Source organism: Paraflavitalea pollutisoli (assembly GCF_029360705.1).
Classification (GTDB): domain Bacteria; phylum Bacteroidota; class Bacteroidia; order Chitinophagales; family Chitinophagaceae; genus Paraflavitalea; species Paraflavitalea pollutisoli.
On record NZ_JARKMX010000008.1, the window covers coordinates 1,448,077 to 1,468,987 of the forward strand.

The window sequence follows — 20,911 nt, forward strand, 5'->3', positions numbered from 1 at the left end:
ACAAAAGCAGTGATGACCTGCTAACCGTACCAAAGACAATGCCTCTGTGCAGCGCATTCATAATCAGCAGATTCGAAAACCAGCACCCGCCGTACCCTGTCCGCTTTTGATACAACTAGTGTATCGATTGTTGGAATCTAGAGATAACTCAGCCACCATTGGTCTTTATGGGAACGTTTGTATCGGTCGTACCATTTGCAAAGGGGAAACAACAGGAGCACGACCAATGCCCATACGAGCCAGGTGATGCCCAGCGAGAAGCCGTAACCAGCTAATTGTTCCGAGGAACGGCCCGTCCACAACGCGTAATCCAACACCATATCCCGCCAGGAATGTCCACTGAAGCTTGTAGCGAACAAGGCGAGCAGGTGAATCAGGTACAGGTGCAGGATATAATAAAACAGTGGAACACGACCTATGACCGAGATCTGCTGGCCCAGCCATCCGGGCTGTCGCTCCGTCCAGGCCAGGAAGAGCAAGGCAGGCCCGATGGTCATCAGCAAATACAAGAGAGAAGGTGGATATTTAACGGTATTGAGGAATGATAGCATGGTGTACACGAGCGTAGGCTGCTGGCTCCAGGGATGTCCATCACCGTATATATTAATACCGCGTATGATAATAAACAAGGCGATGGCCGAAATGCCCAACACAACGAGTAACTTTTTACGCGATTGGGCTGGATAGTCTTTCGCATAAACCTGGCCCAGGCAATAACCCAATGCCATGACACCGGCCCAGGGAATGATCGGGTAACCGACCAATACCATGAAACCGTCTACAAAAAATGCCCGTTGCTCATGCAACAGGGCCCAGCCGGACCCCTGGAGCGTATTGCCTGGTACGGTCACCCCATCGAGCAGGTTATGCCCAAAGACCATTGCCAAACCAATCGAAGCAATGGCCCAACCTGGCAAATGGATAAGGCCAGCCAGCACGATCATACTGACGCCCAATGCCCAGATCACGGTGAGGTCGACGCCTTTACCAAGGATATTGAAATACCAGGCCCAATGCACTACGGTCAGCTCCAGCAAGATGAGCCAAAGACCACGCGTCAGGAGAAAACGCGTCAGTTCTTTTTTAGTCTTCCGTTCACCGGAGATACGTGCGGATACGCCCGACAGGAGCATAAATAGCGGCGCGCAATAATGGGTAATCCAGCGGGTGAAGAACAGTGCGGGCGTAGTGGTGGCCAGATCGGTAGGATCGTTTACCAGCGCATCGGCGTGGAAATAGTCCCTGACATGGTCAAGGGCCATAATGATCATAATAAGGCCGCGTAAAAGGTCAATAGACTCAATACGGGCGATGGCTGCTACCCTGGTGGGGGCAGCAGCCGCAATGGCGATAGGTTGCATGGCTATACTTTAAGGATCTAAATATACAGACTTTAATTCTGCAAAAACAAAATGTTCAGAATTTTATTCTGAATCAACAGTAATATGCAGACTTTTATTCGGTATCGCAACCTGACAGTACACCTTCAGCAAGACCATACTACCGATCTCCTGATCGAGCGAGTAGCCGTTACCCTGCAGGATGTAGTGATCACCGCCTCGGAATCAAAAGGCATGACCAGCGCCTCTATCATCGATCGCAAAGCGATGCAGCACCTGCAACCTTCAAGCTTTACCGACCTGCTGGAGTTGCTGCCGGGCGGAAGGGCCATTGACCCCAACTTAACCGGCATAAACCAGATCAGGTTGCGGGAAGTCGGTATATCAGGAAACCAATACGATATTTCCTCCCTCGGTACCGCCTTCGTGATCGATGGTGCACCCGTTAATACTACTGCCGCTTTGCAGACAACCGGAAGCTATGTACTATCCAGCCCCAATTCAAGCCGCAGTGCTGTTAATAAAGGAGTGGATATGCGTACACTGTCCACCGATCAGATCGAACGGGTAGATATCATCCGGGGTATTCCATCTGTTGAACATGGCGATCTGACCAGTGGCGTTGTTCAGATTACCCGGAGAAAAGGCGCCTCACCATATAATGCCCGTCTGAAGAGCGATGGATTCAGCAAGCTGGTCGCGTTGGGCAAAGGGTTCTTTTTCCCGGAGAAAAACCTTTCACTCAATATTGATTTTGGCTACCTGGATGCCAAAGACGAGCCCACGAATAACTTTGAAACCTATCAACGTATCAATGGTAGCCTTCGCCTTGAAAAAGCTTGGGAACGCCGTCGGGGTACACTCAGTTGGAGCGCCAACTTGGATCTTTCCAGCAATATTGACAATGAACGGGTAGATCCGGACAATGGCTTTGCACCTGTTGACAAGTACGTAAGTCGTAGCAATAATTACACTTTTGGCGCCATCCTACGCCACACTACCAGCAATGCTACGTCGTTGGTCAGGTCGTGGGAACTGTCGGGTAACATCAGCTACACGAACTCACCGCTTGACCAAACCAAATGGGTGCAACCTTTATCTGTCGGCATTTTATTCAATGCCACCACAGCCGGAGACCATGACCTGAGTTATGCCGGCGGTGGATATGCAGCCAATCTTAAGGTAGACGATCAACCACTCAACGCCTTCTTCAAAGCCATGACCTCGCTGGAGTTTCATACGGCCGGCATCAAACACCAGGCAAAGCTGGGACTCGAAACACGGTACAGTAAAAATCTTGGCGATGGCCAGCAGTATGACCTGAACTATCCACCCGATCCCGGAGGGATTACAGTAAGGCCAAGGGCATTCAACAGTATTCCAGCCATGCTCAACCAATCGGTGTTTGCAGAAGACATGCTCACCATGCGTTGGGGAAATCACGTTATTACAACACAAGCTGGCATCCGCGCCATGAGTTTGCTGGGGATGAACAGCCAGTATAGCCTGGCCAACAAGCCCTATATCGATCCACGTATCAATATCCGCTGGCAATTGCCCCGCACGAGCGTGGCCGGCAAAATGCTGCTCATCACCGTCGGTGGCGGTTATGGTGTGCAAACCAAAATGCCTACCCTCAGCCAATTGTATCCCAACGACAAGTACGACGACATTGTACAATTGAATTTTTACCACAACAACCCGGCTTACCGCCAAGCCAATGCAGTGACCTATATCACTGATCGCCGCAACTTCGGGCTGGCACCTGCCATCAATTACAAATGGGAAGTAAACAGTGACCTGGAATGGGCGGGCAATCGCTTATCGGTCACCTACTTTAAAGAAACCATGAGTACCGGTTTCCGGGATATCACCAACTTCCAGGTGCTTGCTTATAAACGATATGATACCAAATCGATCGGTAGACGCGGCCAACCTGACGGCCCCGCCGCAGACGAGTGACTTTACTTATACCAATCAGCGACGATATTATTCCTACTCCCTACCCTCCAATGGTAGCCGCATCAATAAAAAAGGGATTGAATACCAGCTTTCTACTAAACGTTTCAAGGGCATCAACACCCGTTTTACGATCAATGGCGCCTGGTTCAGCACCACCTACGTCAACAGCATGACCAGCTATGCTTTGCTTTCTGGCCTGCAGGTACCCGAAGAGCAGGCAGGTCAATTCGTTGCTACGTATGACGCCGATGCAGCCTCCAACTATCTGCGCGAACAGCTGAATACCAACCTGACTATTGACAGCTACCTGCCCAAACTGGGTCTGATCATATCCACCAGCTTGCAAAATTTATGGTTTACCAGCTTGCAGGTTCCGTCAGCTGAATCGCTTCCAACAAGCTATATGGATATCAACGGAAAAGTATTTCCCTATACCAAGCAGAGTCAGCTGGATCCGGCATTAAAGCTCTTCGACAGGATGTATAATTATACTTCCTTCAGAAAAAGGACCGTACCGCTCGACCTGCAGGTGAATCTTAAAGTAACCAAAGAGTTTAAAAAGACAGCGGCCATTTCCATGTTTGTCAACAGGCTGCTGACCTATACACCCGACTACACGGCTTACGGTGTAACATTCACCCGGCAAGCTTTTATCAGTCCCTATTTTGGCATGGAACTAAACCTGAAATTTTAACTATAGATATATGCAACTATCCAGACCACTTTTATCATTGATGGCAGCAGTCATGTTGACTGTGGGCATTGGCTGTAAGAAAGACGGCATCAAAACAACCGACGTCAGCCTGGCATTGAGCAGCCCGAGCGGCCTGCAAAGCGCCAGCACCTCCAACCTGGTATTGACGATCCGTGAGGTAAACACGAATACGACCACCACCTACAACCTGTCGAGCACAGCCTCATTAACGTTTACTGCGTCACAGGGTTCGTACGAAGTTACCCTGGAAGGTGACATCAAATACACCGATGCAGGTGTAGAATACAGCAAAAAGATCCGGGGCTATCAAAAAGATGTGGCCATTATTGGTGACGTTATTACCCTGAGCCTGCCCTTGTTCCTGTATGACGACACAGCTGGTTTTGTGTTCAAAGAGATCTTCTTTACTGGCACACAAACGCCGGAGGGCAAAACCTACAATGGTGATAAGTATTTCATCCTGTACAACAACTCCGATGATACGCTCTATGCAGATCACCTGATCATTGCAGAAGCGGCTTTCCTGACTACAACCAAACGTGCCTATACGCCAGATATCATGGCTGAAACATTCACTGCTGGCAGCATTGTCATGATTCCCGGAACCGGTAAACAATACCCCGTTTATCCAGGCAAGCAACTGGTTATTGCCAACAACGCCATCAACCACAAGGAAGTCAACGCGAATTCAGTAGACCTGAGCAAGTCTGATTTCGAACTGACCTTACTTTCTACCATCAACGTCGACAACCCCCAGGTTACCGATCTGGTAAATGTGACCGGCGCCATGACCATGCACAACCGCGGTTTTAAAACGTATGTCATTGCCCGCATGCCTGCTGATCTTACCGTAGATTCTTATAAAACAGCCAATACATACACTTATTCTTACATGAATGGAGATAAGTTGATGCCATTTACCGGCTACAAGATTCCCAATACCTGGATCCAGGATGCGGTAAACCTGTCGGTAGCCTCTATTTACGAATGGAACCTGGTAGCACCGGCGCTCGATATGGGCTGGAGCTATTGCGGCAAGATAGATTCCGATGCCACCCGTTTCGGGAAAGCAGTTCGTCGCAAGGTACTTTCTACCAATCCTGACGGCCGTGTGATCTTGAAAGACAACAACAACTCAACCGTAGATTTCGATGCAGAGGTAAAGCCCTCTTTAATGCCTTAATGAATGCGTTGGTATCATAAAATATCCTTTTGCTTATTGATCCTGGGCGTCCGCACGGCGGATGCCCAGGATTCATTATCTGCCTCTCTATCAGAGCAATTGTCGCCCGTCACGCAATTGCGCGATGGCATTTATTCCAGTCCTTCATTGCGGGCCTGGCAGCGACAAAACAATTATTCGCAGATTGGCGCCGTTTATCGCAACAATGATCAGAAGCTTTATTTGCAGCAGGAAGGTAGCGGGCAAAGGGTCATGACCATTCACTCAGAAACCTACCTGCGGCAAAATGCCACCACAACATTGTGGGGGCATGCTACCTACCACAACCGCCTGATCAAAAAAGTAACCTTCAACGAAACCTCCGATTACCACCTGGTATATCCGTACGTGACCAGTGACACCGTAGGTGGCGATATGAAGGCCGAGAGCTACGCATTTCAGGCCGGCATCGCCAAGGCAATGGGTCGTTATCAACTCGCCATGCAGGGGGGCTACCGGGGCGAACAGGCTTACCGCAACAGAGATCCACGGCCCAAAAACGTTAGTTCCAACCTGGACCTCCTACTCTCGGTTTCGCGCCGCATCAACAGTAACTATGCGCTGGCCTTGGATCTCGGTGGTACCAAATACAACCAGAACAACAGCCTCACGTTCGTCAGCGAACTGGGTGTTCCGATGGTGTACCAGGAAGCAGGCCTTGGTATGTACAACGAGTTGATGAAAGGCACGAGCACATCCGGGTTAGTGACCCTGCGATATAATGGTCTTGGCTACCAGGCAAGTCTCGTGCTGTCTCCCTTGCAGTACAAAGGTCTATTTGCCCGCGCATCTTATAAGAGTTTCACGGTTGAAAAATTCAAAAGCGGCGTGTTGGATGAGCTGAGCACAAGCAAGGAGCAAGCTGTTACAGCTACCGTAGGCTATCAGCGTGAAACCACCAGCAGGCATTTTCTCGTGCAGGTGCGGGGCACCAAGCTGTTGAGGGATGGCATTGAAAGCAAATTCATACTTGGCAATCCGGACAGCAGCAATGTTCTTCGCCTCTACAAACTTGCCGATGAACTGCGCTATACACATGATTTTACCGAAGTAAAAGCCCGCACCGTTTATGGCCATACCGGCAGTACGATCGATTGGTATGCTGGCGTGGAAGCAGGTTATGTCAACAGTATCCAGGAATACCGGTTGCCCAACAGGGAATTATCCTACAGCCACTGGCTGGCAGGCATCGACCTCACCGTGTCCAAATCATTCCGCAGCACCCGCCTAACGCTGGCAGCACAGGCGCAAAGGCAGGAAAACATCGAGGCTACCGGCTTTTGGGCCGATCTATCAAGAGACAAAGCACAGTATGATATGCTCACCAGCAACCTTACCTATCTGTCGGCATCCCGCACCAGGCTCGGTGGATCACTGCGCGCCGACTTTCCGCTTTCTGAAAAACTGGGAGGTACCATTCGTATCGATGGCGCACACCAAACAGGAATAGGTCGCCATGACTTCAGCGCAACGGTGGCGATACGGTTTTAGAAATAAAAAAAGCCCTCCGCAAAGCGGAGGGCTCGTATTCGATGGAATTCCCGGAGGAATTACTTCACTTCTTCGTACTCGGCATCGGTTACATTCTCACCGCCGGCATTGGCTTGACCGCCGGGGTTAGGTCCTTGCTGACCGTCACCACCAGGAGCAGCACCACCTTGCTGTGCCTTGTAGATCTCTTCAGAAGCTGCCGTCCAGGCATTGTTCATTTCAGCTACTGCCGTATCGATCGCAGCAACATCCTGTGACTTATGTGCTTCCTTCAGTTTTTCGAGTGCTGATTCGATAGGTCCTTTCTTATCGGCAGGCACCTTGTCACCAAACTCTTTCAACTGTTTTTCGGTTTGGAAGATCAGACTATCGGCCTGATTCACCTTTTCTACCTTCTCACGGGCAGCCTTGTCGGTGGCTTCATTGGCACGGGCTTCCGCCTTCATCTTTTCTACTTCTTCCTTGCTCAGACCGCTACCGGCTTCGATACGGATCTTTTGCTCTTTACCAGTGCCTTTATCCTTCGCTGTTACGTGCAGGATACCGTTGGCGTCGATGTCGAAGATCACTTCGATCTGGGGCACACCACGCGGCGCTGGGGGAATGTCTTGCAGGTTGAATTTACCCAGGCTCTTGTTCTGATTGGCCATTGGGCGCTCACCTTGCAGTACGTGGATCTCAACACCAGGCTGGTTATCGCTGGCAGTAGAGAAAGTTTCAGATTTCTTGGAAGGGATCGTTGTGTTCGAATCGATCAGGCGGGTCATGACACCACCCATTGTTTCGATACCGAGCGACAACGGCGTTACGTCGAGCAACAGTACGTCTTTCACTTCACCGGTCAATACCGCACCTTGAATAGCAGCACCTACGGCTACCACTTCATCGGGGTTCACACCCTTGTTGGGCTTTTTGCCGAAGAACTTCTCTACGATCTCCTGTACCTTAGGGATACGGGTAGAACCACCTACCAGGATCACTTCGTCGATCTCGGAAGTGCTCATACCAGCGTCTTTCAACGCCTGCTCGCAGGGCTTCAGACAACGCTCGAATAATTTATCCGACAGTTGCTCGAACTTGGCACGGGTCAGCTTCTTTACGAGGTGCTTGGGCACGCCGTCCAGCGCTGTGATATAAGGCAGGTTGATCTCTGTTTCGCTGGAAGAAGACAACTCCACTTTTGCTTTCTCAGCAGCCTCTTTCAAACGTTGCAAAGCCATTGGATCTTTGCGCAGATCGATGTTCTCGTCTTTCTTGAACTCTTCTGCCAGCCAGTCCATGATCACTTTATCGAAGTCGTCACCACCGAGGTGTGTATCACCATTGGTTGATTTTACTTCAAATACACCATCACCCAGCTCCAGTACAGAAATATCAAACGTACCACCGCCAAGGTCAAATACGGCGATCTTCTGATCGTGCTTGCCTTTGTCCAGACCATAAGCCAGGGCAGCAGCAGTAGGTTCGTTTACGATACGGCGTACATTCAGACCGGCGATCTCACCGGCTTCTTTAGTAGCCTGACGCTGAGCGTCGTTGAAATAAGCGGGTACGGTGATCACCGCATCGGTCACATCCTGTCCGAGGTAATCTTCGGCCGTCTTCTTCATTTTCTGAAGAACCATGGCAGAGATTTCCTGCGGTGTATATAAACGACCGTCAATGTCAATACGTACAGTATTATTGTCACCTTTTGCCACTTTATAGCTCCAGTGGCTGATCTCTTCGGTCACTTCGTCGAACCGGCGACCCATAAAACGCTTTACCGATGTAATGGTATTATGGGGGTTGGTAATCGCCTGACGTTTAGCCGGATCTCCTACCTTACGCTCTCCATTTTTCAGGAAAGCCACTACAGACGGGGTTGTACGGCGCCCTTCGTCGTTGGCTATCACCACGGGTTCATTACCTTCCATCACCGCGACGCAGCTGTTGGTTGTACCCAGGTCAATTCCTATTATCTTTCCCATAGTTGTGTTGAATTTAATGTTCCCTTATGGTTATCAATGATTATGCCGCGGCGGCCCGGAATGCAAAAATGGCAGTTATGCCAATTAAAGGCTGTCAGTCCCTGGCACATCCTGTCGCCGCCGGTTGCTGGTCCTGCATACCCGCACCTGCCCGAATCGGGCTTCCCCCGGGCATTACGCAGCCAGGTAGCGAGTGTCTAACAACTTATTAAATAGCAAGATCGCGTAAAGGCAACCTGACAGGCTTTCCGTACCTTGGCATAAATTAACCCTTATGGCTGCCACCATTGCTGCAAAATTGAAGATCCGGGAAGGCTATAACTTGCTCATCCTCCATGCGCCGCGCGATTTTGAAGCAATATTGTCACCCCTTCCGCCCAACGTGACGGTCACCACTACCGGGGCAGCTTTTCAGCAGATCCACTGGTTTGTCCTCAACCAGGCCCAGGTAGAGAAAGACCTGAACAAGGTACTCCGACTGCTGAATAAGGGCGCTACCTGCTGGGCGTACTATCCGAAAGGCAGTTCCGGCATCCAAACCGACCTGACCCGCGATAAAGGCTGGGAGCTACTGTTGGCGCACGACATCCAGTGGCTTAACCTGGTTTCCTTCAACGATACCTGGTCTACCTTTTCCTTCCGCCTCAAAACCGCGGTAGACGTCAAAAAGGCCGCCAAACCCCAGGAGGAACGACTGATTTTGCAATATGCCGATCCGGCCACCAAAACAGTCATCGTACCCGAAGACCTGGCTAAGGCTTTCACCAAAAACAAACAAGCCGGCAAGCTGTTCAACGCCCTCGCCTACAGCCATCGCCGGGAATACGTTGAATGGATCATCACGGCTAAAAAAGAAGAAACCCGGGCCAACAGGATCCAGGGAACGATCGAACGCCTCACCAAAGGTTGGAAAAACCCGGCCAATAATTAGCCAGGACGATCAAGTCAGCGATCAGGAAGGTCATCTCTGCCGATCGAGCTTATAACTTTCAATAAAACAGTGGGGAATAAAACTGCGGGGCTGCACTTTCGCCTGTTGCTGGCGCATGATCTGCATATTACGGTAATGCTGCGGACCAATGCCCACTTCCTTCTTAAATAAGGAGCTGAAGGAACCCACGCTTTCAAAACCAACCTCGTTGCAAACATCCGTCACTGGCTTGTTGCCGGCGAGCAACTCCTGTGCTTTGTCGATCCGTTTGCGGGTCAGGTATTGATGAGGTGTAGTACGGTATACCCGGCTAAAGAGACGATGAAAATGGAACCGCGAAAAGCATGCCCTGCCCGAGATCCCATCCAGGTTGATGTGTTCATGAAAATGCTGGTCCATGAACAGCTTCGCGGCTACGATCCGCTCATATACATCGGTAGACAAATCCATACGGGAATGCATGAACCAAATATAAACAAATCGTTCCGACCGGAAACGCCGCCTGGTGAAAAAGCAATATTCAAGAAGCCCGTATCTTCCCTTATCGATAGATTTGACCTTATAAACAACAAGTAATATGATCACCAAAATGTCGCACACCACCCTGTTCGTACTCGACCAGGATAAAGCCTACGATTTTTATGTCAACAAACTGGGATTTAAGGTCAACACCGACGTTGTGATGGATAGTGGCGATTCCTCCTGCGAGGATGGGGACGCCCCTAAAAGTGGTAGCAAGACGCCAAAATACCGCTGGCTCACCCTCAACCCACCCGATCAGCCCGACCTGGAGATCATAATTATGCCTGTCGCCGGGCTGGATGAGGAAGCGACCAACGCGATCAACGTACTGCTTAATAAAGGCATTATGGGCGCCGGCGTTTTTTATACCCCCGACTGCCGGGCAACCTACGAGGAATTAAAAGCAAAAGGGGTTCATTTCAAATCCGAGCCCAAAGAAGTGTTTTACGGTATAGAGTGCATCATCACCGACGGGGTGGGCAACTGGTTCAGCATGACCCAGCCCAAAGAACACTGATAGCCATGGATGTTTATTTGCTGTCAGCAGCCGATGCCGGGGATTCGTCGCCGGCATTGTCGATCTTAAAGGTGAACTTCTTTTGCGTAAGGTAACTGAAAGAAACCACGACTACCGTAGTCAACGCCTTGGCTACCGTAGGATAGATGCCAAAACGATCTACGAACAGGGTGATACAGATATAATTGAGCGCGATACAGATCACCACGAGCACAAAGTAGCGAAACAGCTGTACCCGCCCCTGCAGCGAAGAACCTGGAAAAACAATGTTCTTGTTCAGGAAATAACCAGTAGGAAAGCTGATCGCAAAAGAGAACAGGAAAGCCGCGATCTTGGCACTGACGGTAATAAAAGGTACATGAACGTCGGCCTCTTTGAAGATAAAGTGAAAAGAAAGCCAGTACAGAAAGATATCCAGCAGGGTATTGCCCCCTCCACATACCGCATACCTGAAAGTTTGCTGGTTCATGTATTTACGGAAGGGGGGATAGAAAAAGTCGATTATACCTGTTATGTAATCCTTGAGCATCAGTTAATTGTTGCGCGGCAAAAGTAATTCAAAACACCCAACCTTCCATGCTGTAGTGTAATGAAGAACGTAATTTCCATTCAGACTTTTGCATCATATGCATTTTTCTCCTAAAGCATAGAACTATAGCGATTTAGTAGCAAATCTTTGACGGCGATCAATAAAAAGTAAGGTTGACAATTAATCATACAAAATGCCACATATTTGATCCTGAACTTGTTGTTTAACCCCTAGATCTACAGAAGGCTGTTCCGAGTAGGAGCAGCTTTTTGATTTTTATTCCCCTTCGCAGCATCCGTTGATCAACACCCCACCCGATCGCATGGATCCGTGTTATTTTGGTGTTAACAGTCCTCCCAGCATACCCTGGCAACGCTAAAAGCCTATAAAATGCTGACCTGAAACATCATTGTACTATTTTTGCAGCCTCAAAAAGAAAACATGGCAGTTGTTCAGGCATTACAATCGGTAGTCAGCAAGGAAATAGCGTCTTTATTTCAGGTACAGCTGGAAGCTTCGGCTATCCAGATTACCGAAACCAAACCCGAGTTCGAAGGCGACTATACCGTCGTACTCTTTGCCCTCGTCAAAACGCTCAAAAAGAACCCCGAGGCCCTGGGAAAGGAATTGGGTGAAAAACTCGTCGCCAACAACAGCCAGCTTTTTTCCGGGTTCAATGTCATCAAAGGTTTTCTCAACCTCACCATCGCAGAAGGCTATTGGCTGCATTTCCTGCAATCCAACTACAACGATCCCCAATATGGCCGCAAGCCACACCAGGGTGAAAAAGTGATGGTGGAATACTCCTCCCCCAACACCAATAAACCCCTGCACCTCGGACACCTGCGCAACAACTTTCTGGGCTGGAGCATCGCCGAAATTTACAAGGCCAACGGATATGAAGTGATCAAGACCTGTATCGTCAACGATCGCGGTGTACACATTTGCAAGTCGATGCTGGCCTGGCAGCGATTTGGCAATGGCGCCACGCCCCAAAGTACCGGCATCAAAGGAGATCACCTCGTGGGCGACTATTATGTGAAATTCGAGAACGAACTGAAAGCCCAAACGGCGCCGATCCTGGAAAAGGTAATGGCGGGTGACGTCAGCGGCTTCACCGACGAAGACCAAAACAAACTGCAACTGTTCCTGGGCAAACTGCCGGCACTGGCAAACAACAAAGAAAAGAGTGACGAGATACACGAAGAGATCCGCGATATCGTGAGGAATAACACCTCCCTCATGAAGGAAGTACGTGACATGCTGTTGAAATGGGAACAGGGAGACCCCGAAACCCTATCACTCTGGCGCGAGATGAACAGCTGGGTGTACGCCGGCTTCAATGCCACTTACGAGCGCATCGGCAGCGACTTCGATAAAACCTATTACGAAAGTGATACTTACCTGCTCGGCAAAGACCTGGTAGAAGAAGGCCTGCAAAAAGGTGTATTCTTCCAGAAAGAGGACGGCAGTGTTTGGATCGACCTGACGGCCGATGGCCTGGATCAAAAGATCGTTCGCCGCCGCGACGGTACCTCTGTATATATCACCCAGGACATTGGCCTGGCCGTGTTCAAATACAACGAGTACCATTGCGATCAAAGCATTTATGTGGTGGGCGATGAGCAGAACTACCACTTCAAGGTATTGAAACTGATTGCCCAGAAGCTGGGCCTTCCCGCTTCCGATGGCATCTTCCATTTGAGCTATGGCATGGTGGAGTTGCCGACGGGTAAAATGAAGAGCCGCGAAGGTACGGTCGTAGATGCCGATGACTTGGTTGATGGCATGGTCGACATTGCCCGCCAAAAAACAGAAGAGCTGGGTAAAGTAAAGGACTTCAATGAAGACGAACTGGCAGGATTGTACGACACCATCGGTCTTGGCGCCCTGAAATTCTTTCTGTTGCGGGTAGACCCCAAAAAACGGATGGTATTCAATCCTGAAGAGTCGATCGACTTCCACGGGTTTACCGGGCCGTTTATTCAATTCACCTATGCACGAACCAGTGCTATTTTGAGAAAGGAATTACCGCAAAATGCCAATAGCGGCGACGCATTACTTCCTATGGAAAAGAATGTAATCATCGAACTGGAAAAATACCCAGCGGTACTCGAACAGGCTAAACTGGAAATGAATCCATCAGCAATTGCCGTGTATACCTACAAGTTGGCACAGACATTCAGCACTTTTGTTTCCGCGCTTCGGGTACTGACAGCCGAAACACCGGAAAAGAAAGAATTGCGTTTGCAGTTATCTCAAATGACCGTACACGTGATCGCCTCGGCCATGCACATCCTCGGTATTCGCGTTCCCGAAAGAATGTAAGCCACCCATAGCACACTGACTTATGCGAAGCCTCCCCATCCGGGAGGCTTCGTCTTTTGTGCACAAATGGCTCCGCAAACGTTTGATAGCCCCTTGTTTACCCGTTGGATTGCGCACATACGATTGCGCAAGATTTGGCCGTTCCCCGCTCCCATTCAGCATTTTTATCTACTTTGCCCTCGCTAAAGAACACCAAATCAATTAAGGTATGAACCGCAGATCATTTGTCAGAAACGCCGGACTTGCCACCGCCGGATTCGCCATCCTTTCGCCCACCCAGCTTTTCGCCGCCCAACAGAAAGTAAAGCTTGGATTTATCGGTGTTGGATTACGCGGACAAAACCACCTCGATAATGCCCTTCGCCGTAGCGATGTGGAAGTAGTCGCTATTTGTGATATCGATGAACGCATGTTGCAGAGCTCACTCAACCTGATCAAGAAGTCGGGCAAAGCAACACCCAAAATATTCAAAGACGATCCTTACGCCTGGAAGAAACTCGTGGAGCTGAAAGAACTCGACGGCGTGATCATCTCTACCCCCTGGGAATGGCATAGCCCCATGATCCTTGGAGCACTCGAGGCGGGTATCAAATACGTAGGCTCAGAAGTTTGCCTGGGCATCACCTTACAGGAACATTGGGATGTCGTTAAAGCAGCCGAACACCACAAAGCCCAGGTGATGATGCTGGAAAACGTTTGTTACCGCCGCGACGTCATGGCCGTACTCAACATGGTACGCCAGGGTCTTTTTGGAGAACTCATCCACCTGCAGGGCGGTTACCAGCATGACCTGCGCGCGGTAAAATTCAATAACGGGTACAACGGTACCGGTCCGGAAGTGGAATTTGGCGAAAAAGCCTGGTCAGAAGCCCACTGGCGTACCAACCACTCCGTACACCGCAACGGCGACCTGTACCCCACACATGGTGTAGGACCTGTAGCCACCATGATCGATATCAACCGGGGCAACCGTTTTGTAAGCCTGTCCAGTTTTTCGACCAAGTCAAGAGGCTTGCATGACTATATCGTGAAGAAAGGCGGAGAACAACACCCCAATGCCAAAGTAGAATTCAAACTGGGCGACGTGGTGACCACCATGATCCGTTGCGCCAATGGCGAAACGATCCTGTTACAGCACGATACCAACCTGCCACGCCCCTATTCATTAGGCTTCCGTGTACAGGGCACCAAAGGTCTTTGGATGGACGTCAACAAGTCGATCTATGTAGAAGGGGTTAGCCCGAAGGGACATACCTGGGAAGACGCCAAGTCTTACCTCGACAAATACGACCACCCACTCTGGCAACGCTGGAGCAAAGAAACCGAAGGCGCGGGCCATGGGGGGATGGACTTCTTCGTCCTGCACGCATTTGTGGAGTCCATCAAACGCAAAACACCCACCCCGATGGATGTATACGATGCAGCTGCCTGGAGTGCCATCACCCCGCTCAGCGAAAAGAGCATTGAATTGGGTAACGAGACCGTCGAGTTTCCCGACTTTACCGGTGGCCAGTGGATGTACCGTAAAAACGACTTTGCACTCAACGACCAATATTAAACCGGCCCGACAGGAACGCGCTAAAAGAAACGATCGAAGCGAAGCATTGGAATCATTAATGAATTCAGACATGACAGCAGCAGCGGCCCGGCAATTTGGCCACGGTCAGCCCATTGTCAGCAACCTTGGTAATGGGCTGATCCATCATACCTATAAAGTGGAGTTTACCGGCGAAGGCAGCAGTGCTCCCATCGTACTGCAGGCCATCAACCGGCATATGTTCAGGCATCCGGAATACATCATCCACAACTACCGAATAGTGTACGATGGTATCCAGGCACATAACGGCCTGCACCTGGCACCACTACTGCGCAGCCACGAAGGCAAATGGTACTGGGTAGATGATCAGCAGTCATTCTGGCGGGCTACCGGATTTGTAGCAGGCTCCTACACGCAGACCATTCCCAATACGGCCGCTGAGGTGTATAAGACGGCGCAGTGCTTCGGCCATTTCACACGGTCGCTCAATAGCATCGACACCTCACAGCTGCGGATCATCATACCACATTTTCATGACCTCTCGCTCCGTTACGCGCAGTTTGAAGAAGCCATAGCTGGCGCCGGCATCAACCGCCTGTTGAAAGCCACCCATCTTATTGCAGAATTACGTCAGCGTAAGCACCTGGTATCATTCTATGAACACGTGCAACAACATCCGGCCGACTACCACATCCGGGTGATGCACCATGATTGCAAACTGAGCAATATCCTGCTCGATGAGAATACCCACCAGGCCATCTGCCCGGTCGACCTCGACACCGTGATGCCCGGACTATTCTTCTCGGATGTTGGCGACATGATCCGTAGTATGGCTCCCACAAGAGACGAAAACAGCACTGAATGGGAAGCCATCACCATCAACGGTGATTTCTACAAGGCCATTATCGCCGGCTACCTCGATGGCATGGGCGATACCTTTACCAGCGCCGAACAGCAGCATATACACAAAGCAGGACTCATCATGGCCTATATGCAGTCGCTGCGCTTCGTTACCGATTACCTCAACGAAGACGTGTACTACAAGATCACGTACCCCGAGCAAAACCTGAACCGGGCATTGAATCAATTGATTTTACTGGAAAGACTGGAAGCGTTTGTAGCAGAACTGGAGCCCGCCGTCGTGTGAACCGCCAGGTAGTGAACAGACCAGCATATTGTGATCTATTGCCCTCCACGGGCGAAATAGTCGATCTCTTCTGCCAGCGATAGGAAAGGATACCTCTTTTGCAGTTCCCGCGCTTTCTCGAGATGGGATTGCAGAAACTTCTGATGCGCGGCAGTAGCCGGATGAAAAGCTTTGTGCTTACGTGCAATCACGATCTGCTGCACTTCAGCAGCAATCTGCTGCGATTCGACATCCGTAAAATACTTCATAAACTTTTCCAATACAAACCGGGTGGCAGGATAGTTGGGATGCACCATATCGATATCATAAAAGCGGTAGTCGCGCAATACATCGATCACCAGTTCATAGGCAGGAAAATAATACAGCCTGTCAAATTTATTCGTCAGGTGATGTACCACCTCGATCAGTCGTGCCTTGCTACGGTTGTTCTCCACCACACCATCACGGATATGCCGCACCGGACTTACGGTAAAGATTACCTTTAAGCGGGGATTGAATTTCAACACCTGGTACAGGCTATTGTCCAGCACCGTATTGATCTCCTCGATCGTCATCAGGTGTTTGCGAAACCACTGCCCCGGTGCCCGGTGACAGTTGGCCACCGCTCCTTCGCTGCCAGGAGCTGCATTCAATCCTACCTGTGCAGGTGCCGGAGCCTGACTCGTCAGCCGGTAAGAAAAAGAACTACCCAGGGTGATGATCAGCCACTCCGATCTTTTTAGGAATTCATGTGCCCGCTGCTGGGAGGCATTGATCAGCTCCAGACTATTGCGGGCGTCGATATGCGAAAAACGGCTGTGGTGCTGCCAGCTCTGCCACACCTCGTTCAATTGAAAAAGGTCCGCCTCGCTATATTGCTTGTTCTGCACGTAAGAAACCAGGCTCGACGCCACACTGGCCGGATCGAAGAGAATGCCATGCGGATTTTGCAAGACATCGAACTTCAGCTCCTGGAGACTATTCCCAATATGCTCCGTAAAGCAGGAGCCCGTCAGCAAAACAGGTTGCCCGTAGTGTAGCAGCTCTTGCGGCGAGGGTATGTTTACATCCAACATGAAATCCATAACACAAAACGTTGAGGTGAAGGCCGGCCTTTATCAATGACCCGCAAAGATAAGGTCGGCCAGCCGGCCGGCCTCCTGCAAAGCATCATTATTCAAATTGGGGCCTCTATTTAACTGGTCGAAATAAGCAATCATCCATTCAGTATTCATATTGCCCACCAGGTCGTCATTGGCCATCGGGCATCCGCCGATACCTTTCAATGCACCATCGAAACGAAGGCAGCCTGCCCCGAGCGCCGCTTCCAACTTAGGCTGTTGGTTAAAAGGTGCTGAGTGCAGGTGAACACCGATTTCAGTACCGGGCAGGGCCTTCACCAGGTATTCCGTGATCGACGCTACCTGTTCGGGCGTTGCCAGCCCTACCGTATCCGCCAGGGAGATTATGCCAATGTCCATCGCCACCAGCTTATCGACCCAGTCAAATACAAGCTCCGGTGAATAAGGATCACCATACGGATTACCGAATCCCATGGAGATATAGACAACTAGTTTTTTGCCGCTCTTTACGCACAGGTTTTGAATACCTGCCACCCGGTCGAGCGATTCAGCAACTGTGCTTTTTGTATTGCGCAATTGAAAGGTTTCCGACACAGAAAAAGGAAATCCCAGGTAACTGATCTGCTCAAAGGCCACCGCTTCTACAGCGCCCCGCTCATTGGCTACGATTGTCAGCAGTTTGGTCGACGATCCGGAGAGATCGAGCTTCGACAATACGGTAGCGGTATCGGCCATCTGCGGGATAGCCTTCGGCGAAACGAAGCTACCACAGTCGAGGGTATCGAACCCCACCTGCAACAGGGTGTTGAGGTATTCTACCTTACGCTCCGTAGCGATGAACTCCTTCCAGCCCTGCATCGCATCGCGTGGGCATTCGATCAGTTTTATTGGTTGATTCATGAAAACTAATTGGTTGATAAAGGTAACATTCCATTCAATACCTCTTTTTTTCTTATCTTGGCTTCTCCATCAACAATTGTACGCCTGTACCTGCAATCCGAAGGTACCGATACCCGCTTTCGTTTACTCAAATTTTACACTGACTATGTTACATGCACGACTAACATGGCTATCTGCTGCATTGGCTATATCCATGCCCTTGTTTGCCCAAAAAGCACCCGCGCCCAATGCGAAGGTGGAAGTCTGGAAAAAAGAAACGATCAAAACCCTGGATGGCAAGTACAAGACCGCCCAGGAAATGGTCGACATGGTATTCAGCTTTTCCGAACTGGGTTTCCAGGAATCGGAAACGGCCCGCTACCTCACCGGTATCCTGGAGCAGAATGGCTTTACCATTGAGAAAGGAATTGGTGGCATCCCCACGGCCTGGATGGCCAAATGGGGCAACGGCAAGCCCGTCATTGCGCTTGGCAGCGACGTAGATTGTATTCCGAAGGCATCTCAAAAACCCGGTGTGGCGTATAAAGACCCTATCGTGGAAGACGCACCTGGTCATGGTGAAGGCCACAACTCAGGCCTGCCATTGGTGATCCTGTCGGCCATCGAAGTGAAAAAGATCATGGAACGCGAAAAACTCTCCGGCACCCTCGTTATCTGGCCAGGCGTTGCAGAAGAAGTCGTCGGTTCCAAAGCCTGGTATATCCGCGATGGCTATTTCAAGAACGTAGATGCCTGTCTCTTTACCCATGTCGGCAGCAATATGGGCGTGTCCTGGGGCGATGCCGGGAACAACGGTCTGGTATCGGTAGAGTTCAAATTTGAAGGCACCGCGGCGCACGCAGCCGGACAGGCCTGGAGAGGCAAGAGTGCCCTCGATGCGGTCGAACTGATGAACGTAGCCTGGAACTATAAAAGAGAACACCTGAAGCCTACCCAACGCTCTCACTATGTGATCACCGACGGCGGCGATCAGCCCAATGTAGTGCCCTCCAAAGCATCGGTATGGTATTACCTGCGTGAGCGGACTTATGAAGACATCAAGGCCATGTACGACGAAGCAGTTCTTTATTCCAAATCGGTAGCCACGATGACGGGTACTACGGTTTCGCACAAATTACTCGGCACGGCCTGGCCTGGGCATTTCAACAAACCCATTGCAGAACTGGTGTATAAGAACATTCAAACAGTTGGCCTGCCTGTTTGGGACACCGCTGACCAGCAACTCGCCAGGGCGGTACAGAAAATGAGCAACGCACCTAAAAAAAACCAGCGCGGTGAGCCTATCGATGGACTCGCGCTGAAGCTGGATTCACTCAACGGCCCCGTGCAGTTTTCCTGGGGTGGCGGCAGTGATGATATCGCTGATATTGGCTGGAACATACCCACCGTCGTATTTCGCTATGCCTCCAACATACCCGGCACACCCGGCCACAGTTGGGTAGATGCCATTTCGATGGCTACCCCCATCGCACACAAAGGTGTAGTCGCAGGTAGTAAAGTAATTGCTATCACCCTGCTGGATATGCTCACGAATCCCAAGACTATTACCGATGCCTGGGATTATTTCCGCAATGTGCAGACCAAAGACATAAAGTACATTCCGTTTGTAGAAGCCAAAACGCCACCAGCCATTCACCTCAACAAGGGCACGATGGATGAATTCAAACCGCTGCTGAAGAAATACTACTACGATCCTACCAAATACAAAACCTACCTCGAGCAATTGGGCATACAGTACCCGCAAGTAGAGAAGAAGAGTTTTTAGTGCTGAAGCAGTCTTTCTGATGTTTCATGGCCAGGCTTGCACCTGGCCACTTTTATATTCGTGAATGGGCCAGCGGATTGCAGCGCTATTGCAGTATGAGAATTTATCAACGCATGGATTTGTCGTACCTTCTATAAGCCAACCCTTTCCCCTACAATCAACGCACATGAAACAGCTCCTTGTATCGCTGGCCTTTGACGCCATGTGGCATTTTCGCCTACACACTTGTCGCATACATTGTATTTACCAATGCAAACGCCTATCTTTCGGGATGGCCAATACGCAAATCAGTTTCTCCCGTGTAGACATGATAGTCTTCTTCCTGGTAATAGTGAGTGCACACTTTTCCGCATGTGATGCCCCAGAGAAGCCTAAACGGCCACCCCAGGTAGAATACAGTCCGCCACCGGCAAAACCCGATACGCCATTGGTGCTACGCGATGGCGACCTCATTTTCCACCGCTCTCCTTCCCGGCAAAGCGCTGCCATACAAGAAGCCACGCATGCCCTGTATAGCCATTGCGGCCTGATCCGGATAGTCGATCATAAAACGTATGTGTGGGAGGCTGTAGGACCCGTAAAAATAACGCCTTTGCAGGAATGGATCAACAGAGGGATCAACCAAACCTATGCCATTAGCCGCCTTAAGAACGCCGGCGAAATACTGACACCAGCGGTGATTGCCCGTATGGACAAGGCACTAAGGCGTTTTAAAGGAAAACCCTACGATCCGTATTTCGAATGGAGCGACGATCGCCTCTATTGCTCGGAATTGATCTGGAAAGTATACAAGGAAGCCACCGGGCTTGAGCTGGGCGAATTGCAGCACCTCTACGAAATGGATTTACGGGGCATTGCCGTCAAGACCATGCTCCAAGAACGCTACGGTAAAAATATACCCCTGCACCAAAAACTGATCTCCCCCGTTATGCTGGCCAATAGTCCTTTATTGGAACAGAAAAAAATATACTAGT

General features: G+C 50.3%; 17 protein-coding genes. 11 read left to right on the top strand and 6 right to left on the bottom strand.

Annotated elements, in window-relative coordinates; translation table 11 throughout:
- Window positions 1-137 precede the first annotated feature (137 nt).
- Entirely contained in the window at window positions 138-1,361 is a 1,224-nt protein-coding gene (locus P2W70_RS19510) for an acetyltransferase domain-containing protein (RefSeq protein ID WP_276483191.1), read from the bottom strand.
- A gap of 84 nt (window positions 1,362-1,445) precedes the next feature.
- On the opposite strand from P2W70_RS19510, the gene P2W70_RS19515 reads away from it, so the two are divergent.
- The 4 genes from P2W70_RS19515 to P2W70_RS19530 are packed head-to-tail and all read left to right on the top strand — an operon-like array spanning window position 1,446 to window position 6,730.
- Window positions 1,446-3,302, top strand: a complete 1,857-nt coding sequence (locus tag P2W70_RS19515) for a TonB-dependent receptor plug domain-containing protein (protein WP_276483192.1) — start codon at window positions 1,446-1,448, stop codon at window positions 3,300-3,302.
- Complete coding sequence (locus P2W70_RS19520) at window positions 3,244-3,996, top strand: hypothetical protein (protein WP_276483193.1); 753 nt, start codon at window positions 3,244-3,246, stop codon at window positions 3,994-3,996. The genes P2W70_RS19515 and P2W70_RS19520 overlap by 59 nt, the downstream gene beginning before the upstream one ends.
- Before the next feature lie 10 nt (window positions 3,997-4,006).
- Window positions 4,007-5,200: a DUF4876 domain-containing protein gene (locus tag P2W70_RS19525; protein ID WP_276483194.1), complete on the top strand. Its 1,194-nt coding sequence runs from the start codon at window positions 4,007-4,009 to the stop codon at window positions 5,198-5,200.
- Between the two features lie 3 nt (window positions 5,201-5,203).
- A complete protein-coding gene (locus P2W70_RS19530; protein ID WP_276483195.1) occupies window positions 5,204-6,730 on the top strand; it encodes a DUF6850 family outer membrane beta-barrel protein in 1,527 nt (508 codons plus the stop codon).
- Between the two features lie 59 nt (window positions 6,731-6,789).
- On the opposite strand, the gene dnaK is transcribed toward P2W70_RS19530, so the two are convergent.
- Window positions 6,790-8,700: a molecular chaperone DnaK gene (dnaK, locus tag P2W70_RS19535; RefSeq protein WP_276483196.1), complete on the bottom strand. Its 1,911-nt coding sequence runs from the start codon at window positions 8,698-8,700 to the stop codon at window positions 6,790-6,792.
- Between the two features lie 274 nt (window positions 8,701-8,974).
- Here dnaK and P2W70_RS19540 point away from each other — a divergent pair, with 274 nt between their 5' ends.
- A complete protein-coding gene (locus tag P2W70_RS19540) occupies window positions 8,975-9,631 on the top strand; it encodes a YdeI/OmpD-associated family protein (protein WP_276483197.1) in 657 nt (218 codons plus the stop codon).
- 30 nt (window positions 9,632-9,661) lie between these two features.
- On the opposite strand, the gene P2W70_RS19545 is transcribed toward P2W70_RS19540, so the two are convergent.
- Window positions 9,662-10,093 carry a helix-turn-helix domain-containing protein gene (locus P2W70_RS19545; protein ID WP_276483198.1) on the bottom strand — a complete coding sequence of 144 codons (432 nt, stop codon included), beginning with the start codon at window positions 10,091-10,093 and terminating at the stop codon, window positions 9,662-9,664.
- 115 nt (window positions 10,094-10,208) lie between these two features.
- On the opposite strand from P2W70_RS19545, the gene P2W70_RS19550 reads away from it, so the two are divergent.
- The gene (locus tag P2W70_RS19550; RefSeq protein ID WP_276483199.1) at window positions 10,209-10,670 is read left to right on the top strand and encodes a VOC family protein; all 462 of its coding nucleotides are present in this window, start codon (window positions 10,209-10,211) and stop codon (window positions 10,668-10,670) included.
- 13 nt (window positions 10,671-10,683) lie between these two features.
- Here P2W70_RS19550 and P2W70_RS19555 read toward each other — a convergent pair whose 3' ends face one another.
- On the bottom strand, window positions 10,684-11,199 hold the full coding sequence (locus P2W70_RS19555; RefSeq protein WP_276483200.1) for a GtrA family protein: 516 nt from the start codon (window positions 11,197-11,199) through the stop codon (window positions 10,684-10,686).
- 441 nt (window positions 11,200-11,640) lie between these two features.
- Here P2W70_RS19555 and argS point away from each other — a divergent pair, with 441 nt between their 5' ends.
- From argS to P2W70_RS19570, 3 genes are all read left to right on the top strand, one after another.
- Window positions 11,641-13,527, top strand: a complete 1,887-nt coding sequence (gene argS, locus P2W70_RS19560) for an arginine--tRNA ligase (protein WP_276483201.1) — start codon at window positions 11,641-11,643, stop codon at window positions 13,525-13,527.
- Between the two features lie 208 nt (window positions 13,528-13,735).
- Window positions 13,736-15,085: a Gfo/Idh/MocA family protein gene (locus P2W70_RS19565; protein WP_276483202.1), complete on the top strand. Its 1,350-nt coding sequence runs from the start codon at window positions 13,736-13,738 to the stop codon at window positions 15,083-15,085.
- A gap of 70 nt (window positions 15,086-15,155) precedes the next feature.
- Window positions 15,156-16,211: a phosphotransferase enzyme family protein gene (locus tag P2W70_RS19570; protein WP_276483203.1), complete on the top strand. Its 1,056-nt coding sequence runs from the start codon at window positions 15,156-15,158 to the stop codon at window positions 16,209-16,211.
- 35 nt (window positions 16,212-16,246) lie between these two features.
- Here P2W70_RS19570 and P2W70_RS19575 read toward each other — a convergent pair whose 3' ends face one another.
- Entirely contained in the window at window positions 16,247-17,275 is a 1,029-nt protein-coding gene (locus P2W70_RS19575; RefSeq protein ID WP_276483204.1) for a GSCFA domain-containing protein, read from the bottom strand.
- Between the two features lie 33 nt (window positions 17,276-17,308).
- Window positions 17,309-18,172: a hydroxymethylglutaryl-CoA lyase gene (locus P2W70_RS19580; protein WP_276483205.1), complete on the bottom strand. Its 864-nt coding sequence runs from the start codon at window positions 18,170-18,172 to the stop codon at window positions 17,309-17,311.
- Window positions 18,173-18,317: 145 nt separating this feature from the next.
- Here P2W70_RS19580 and P2W70_RS19585 point away from each other — a divergent pair, with 145 nt between their 5' ends.
- Together P2W70_RS19585 and P2W70_RS19590 are read left to right on the top strand one after the other, a co-directional pair.
- A complete protein-coding gene (locus tag P2W70_RS19585; protein WP_276483206.1) occupies window positions 18,318-19,937 on the top strand; it encodes a peptidase dimerization domain-containing protein in 1,620 nt (539 codons plus the stop codon).
- Between the two features lie 166 nt (window positions 19,938-20,103).
- Window positions 20,104-20,910 carry a YiiX family permuted papain-like enzyme gene (locus P2W70_RS19590; RefSeq protein ID WP_276483207.1) on the top strand — a complete coding sequence of 269 codons (807 nt, stop codon included), beginning with the start codon at window positions 20,104-20,106 and terminating at the stop codon, window positions 20,908-20,910.
- Window position 20,911 lies beyond the last annotated feature (1 nt).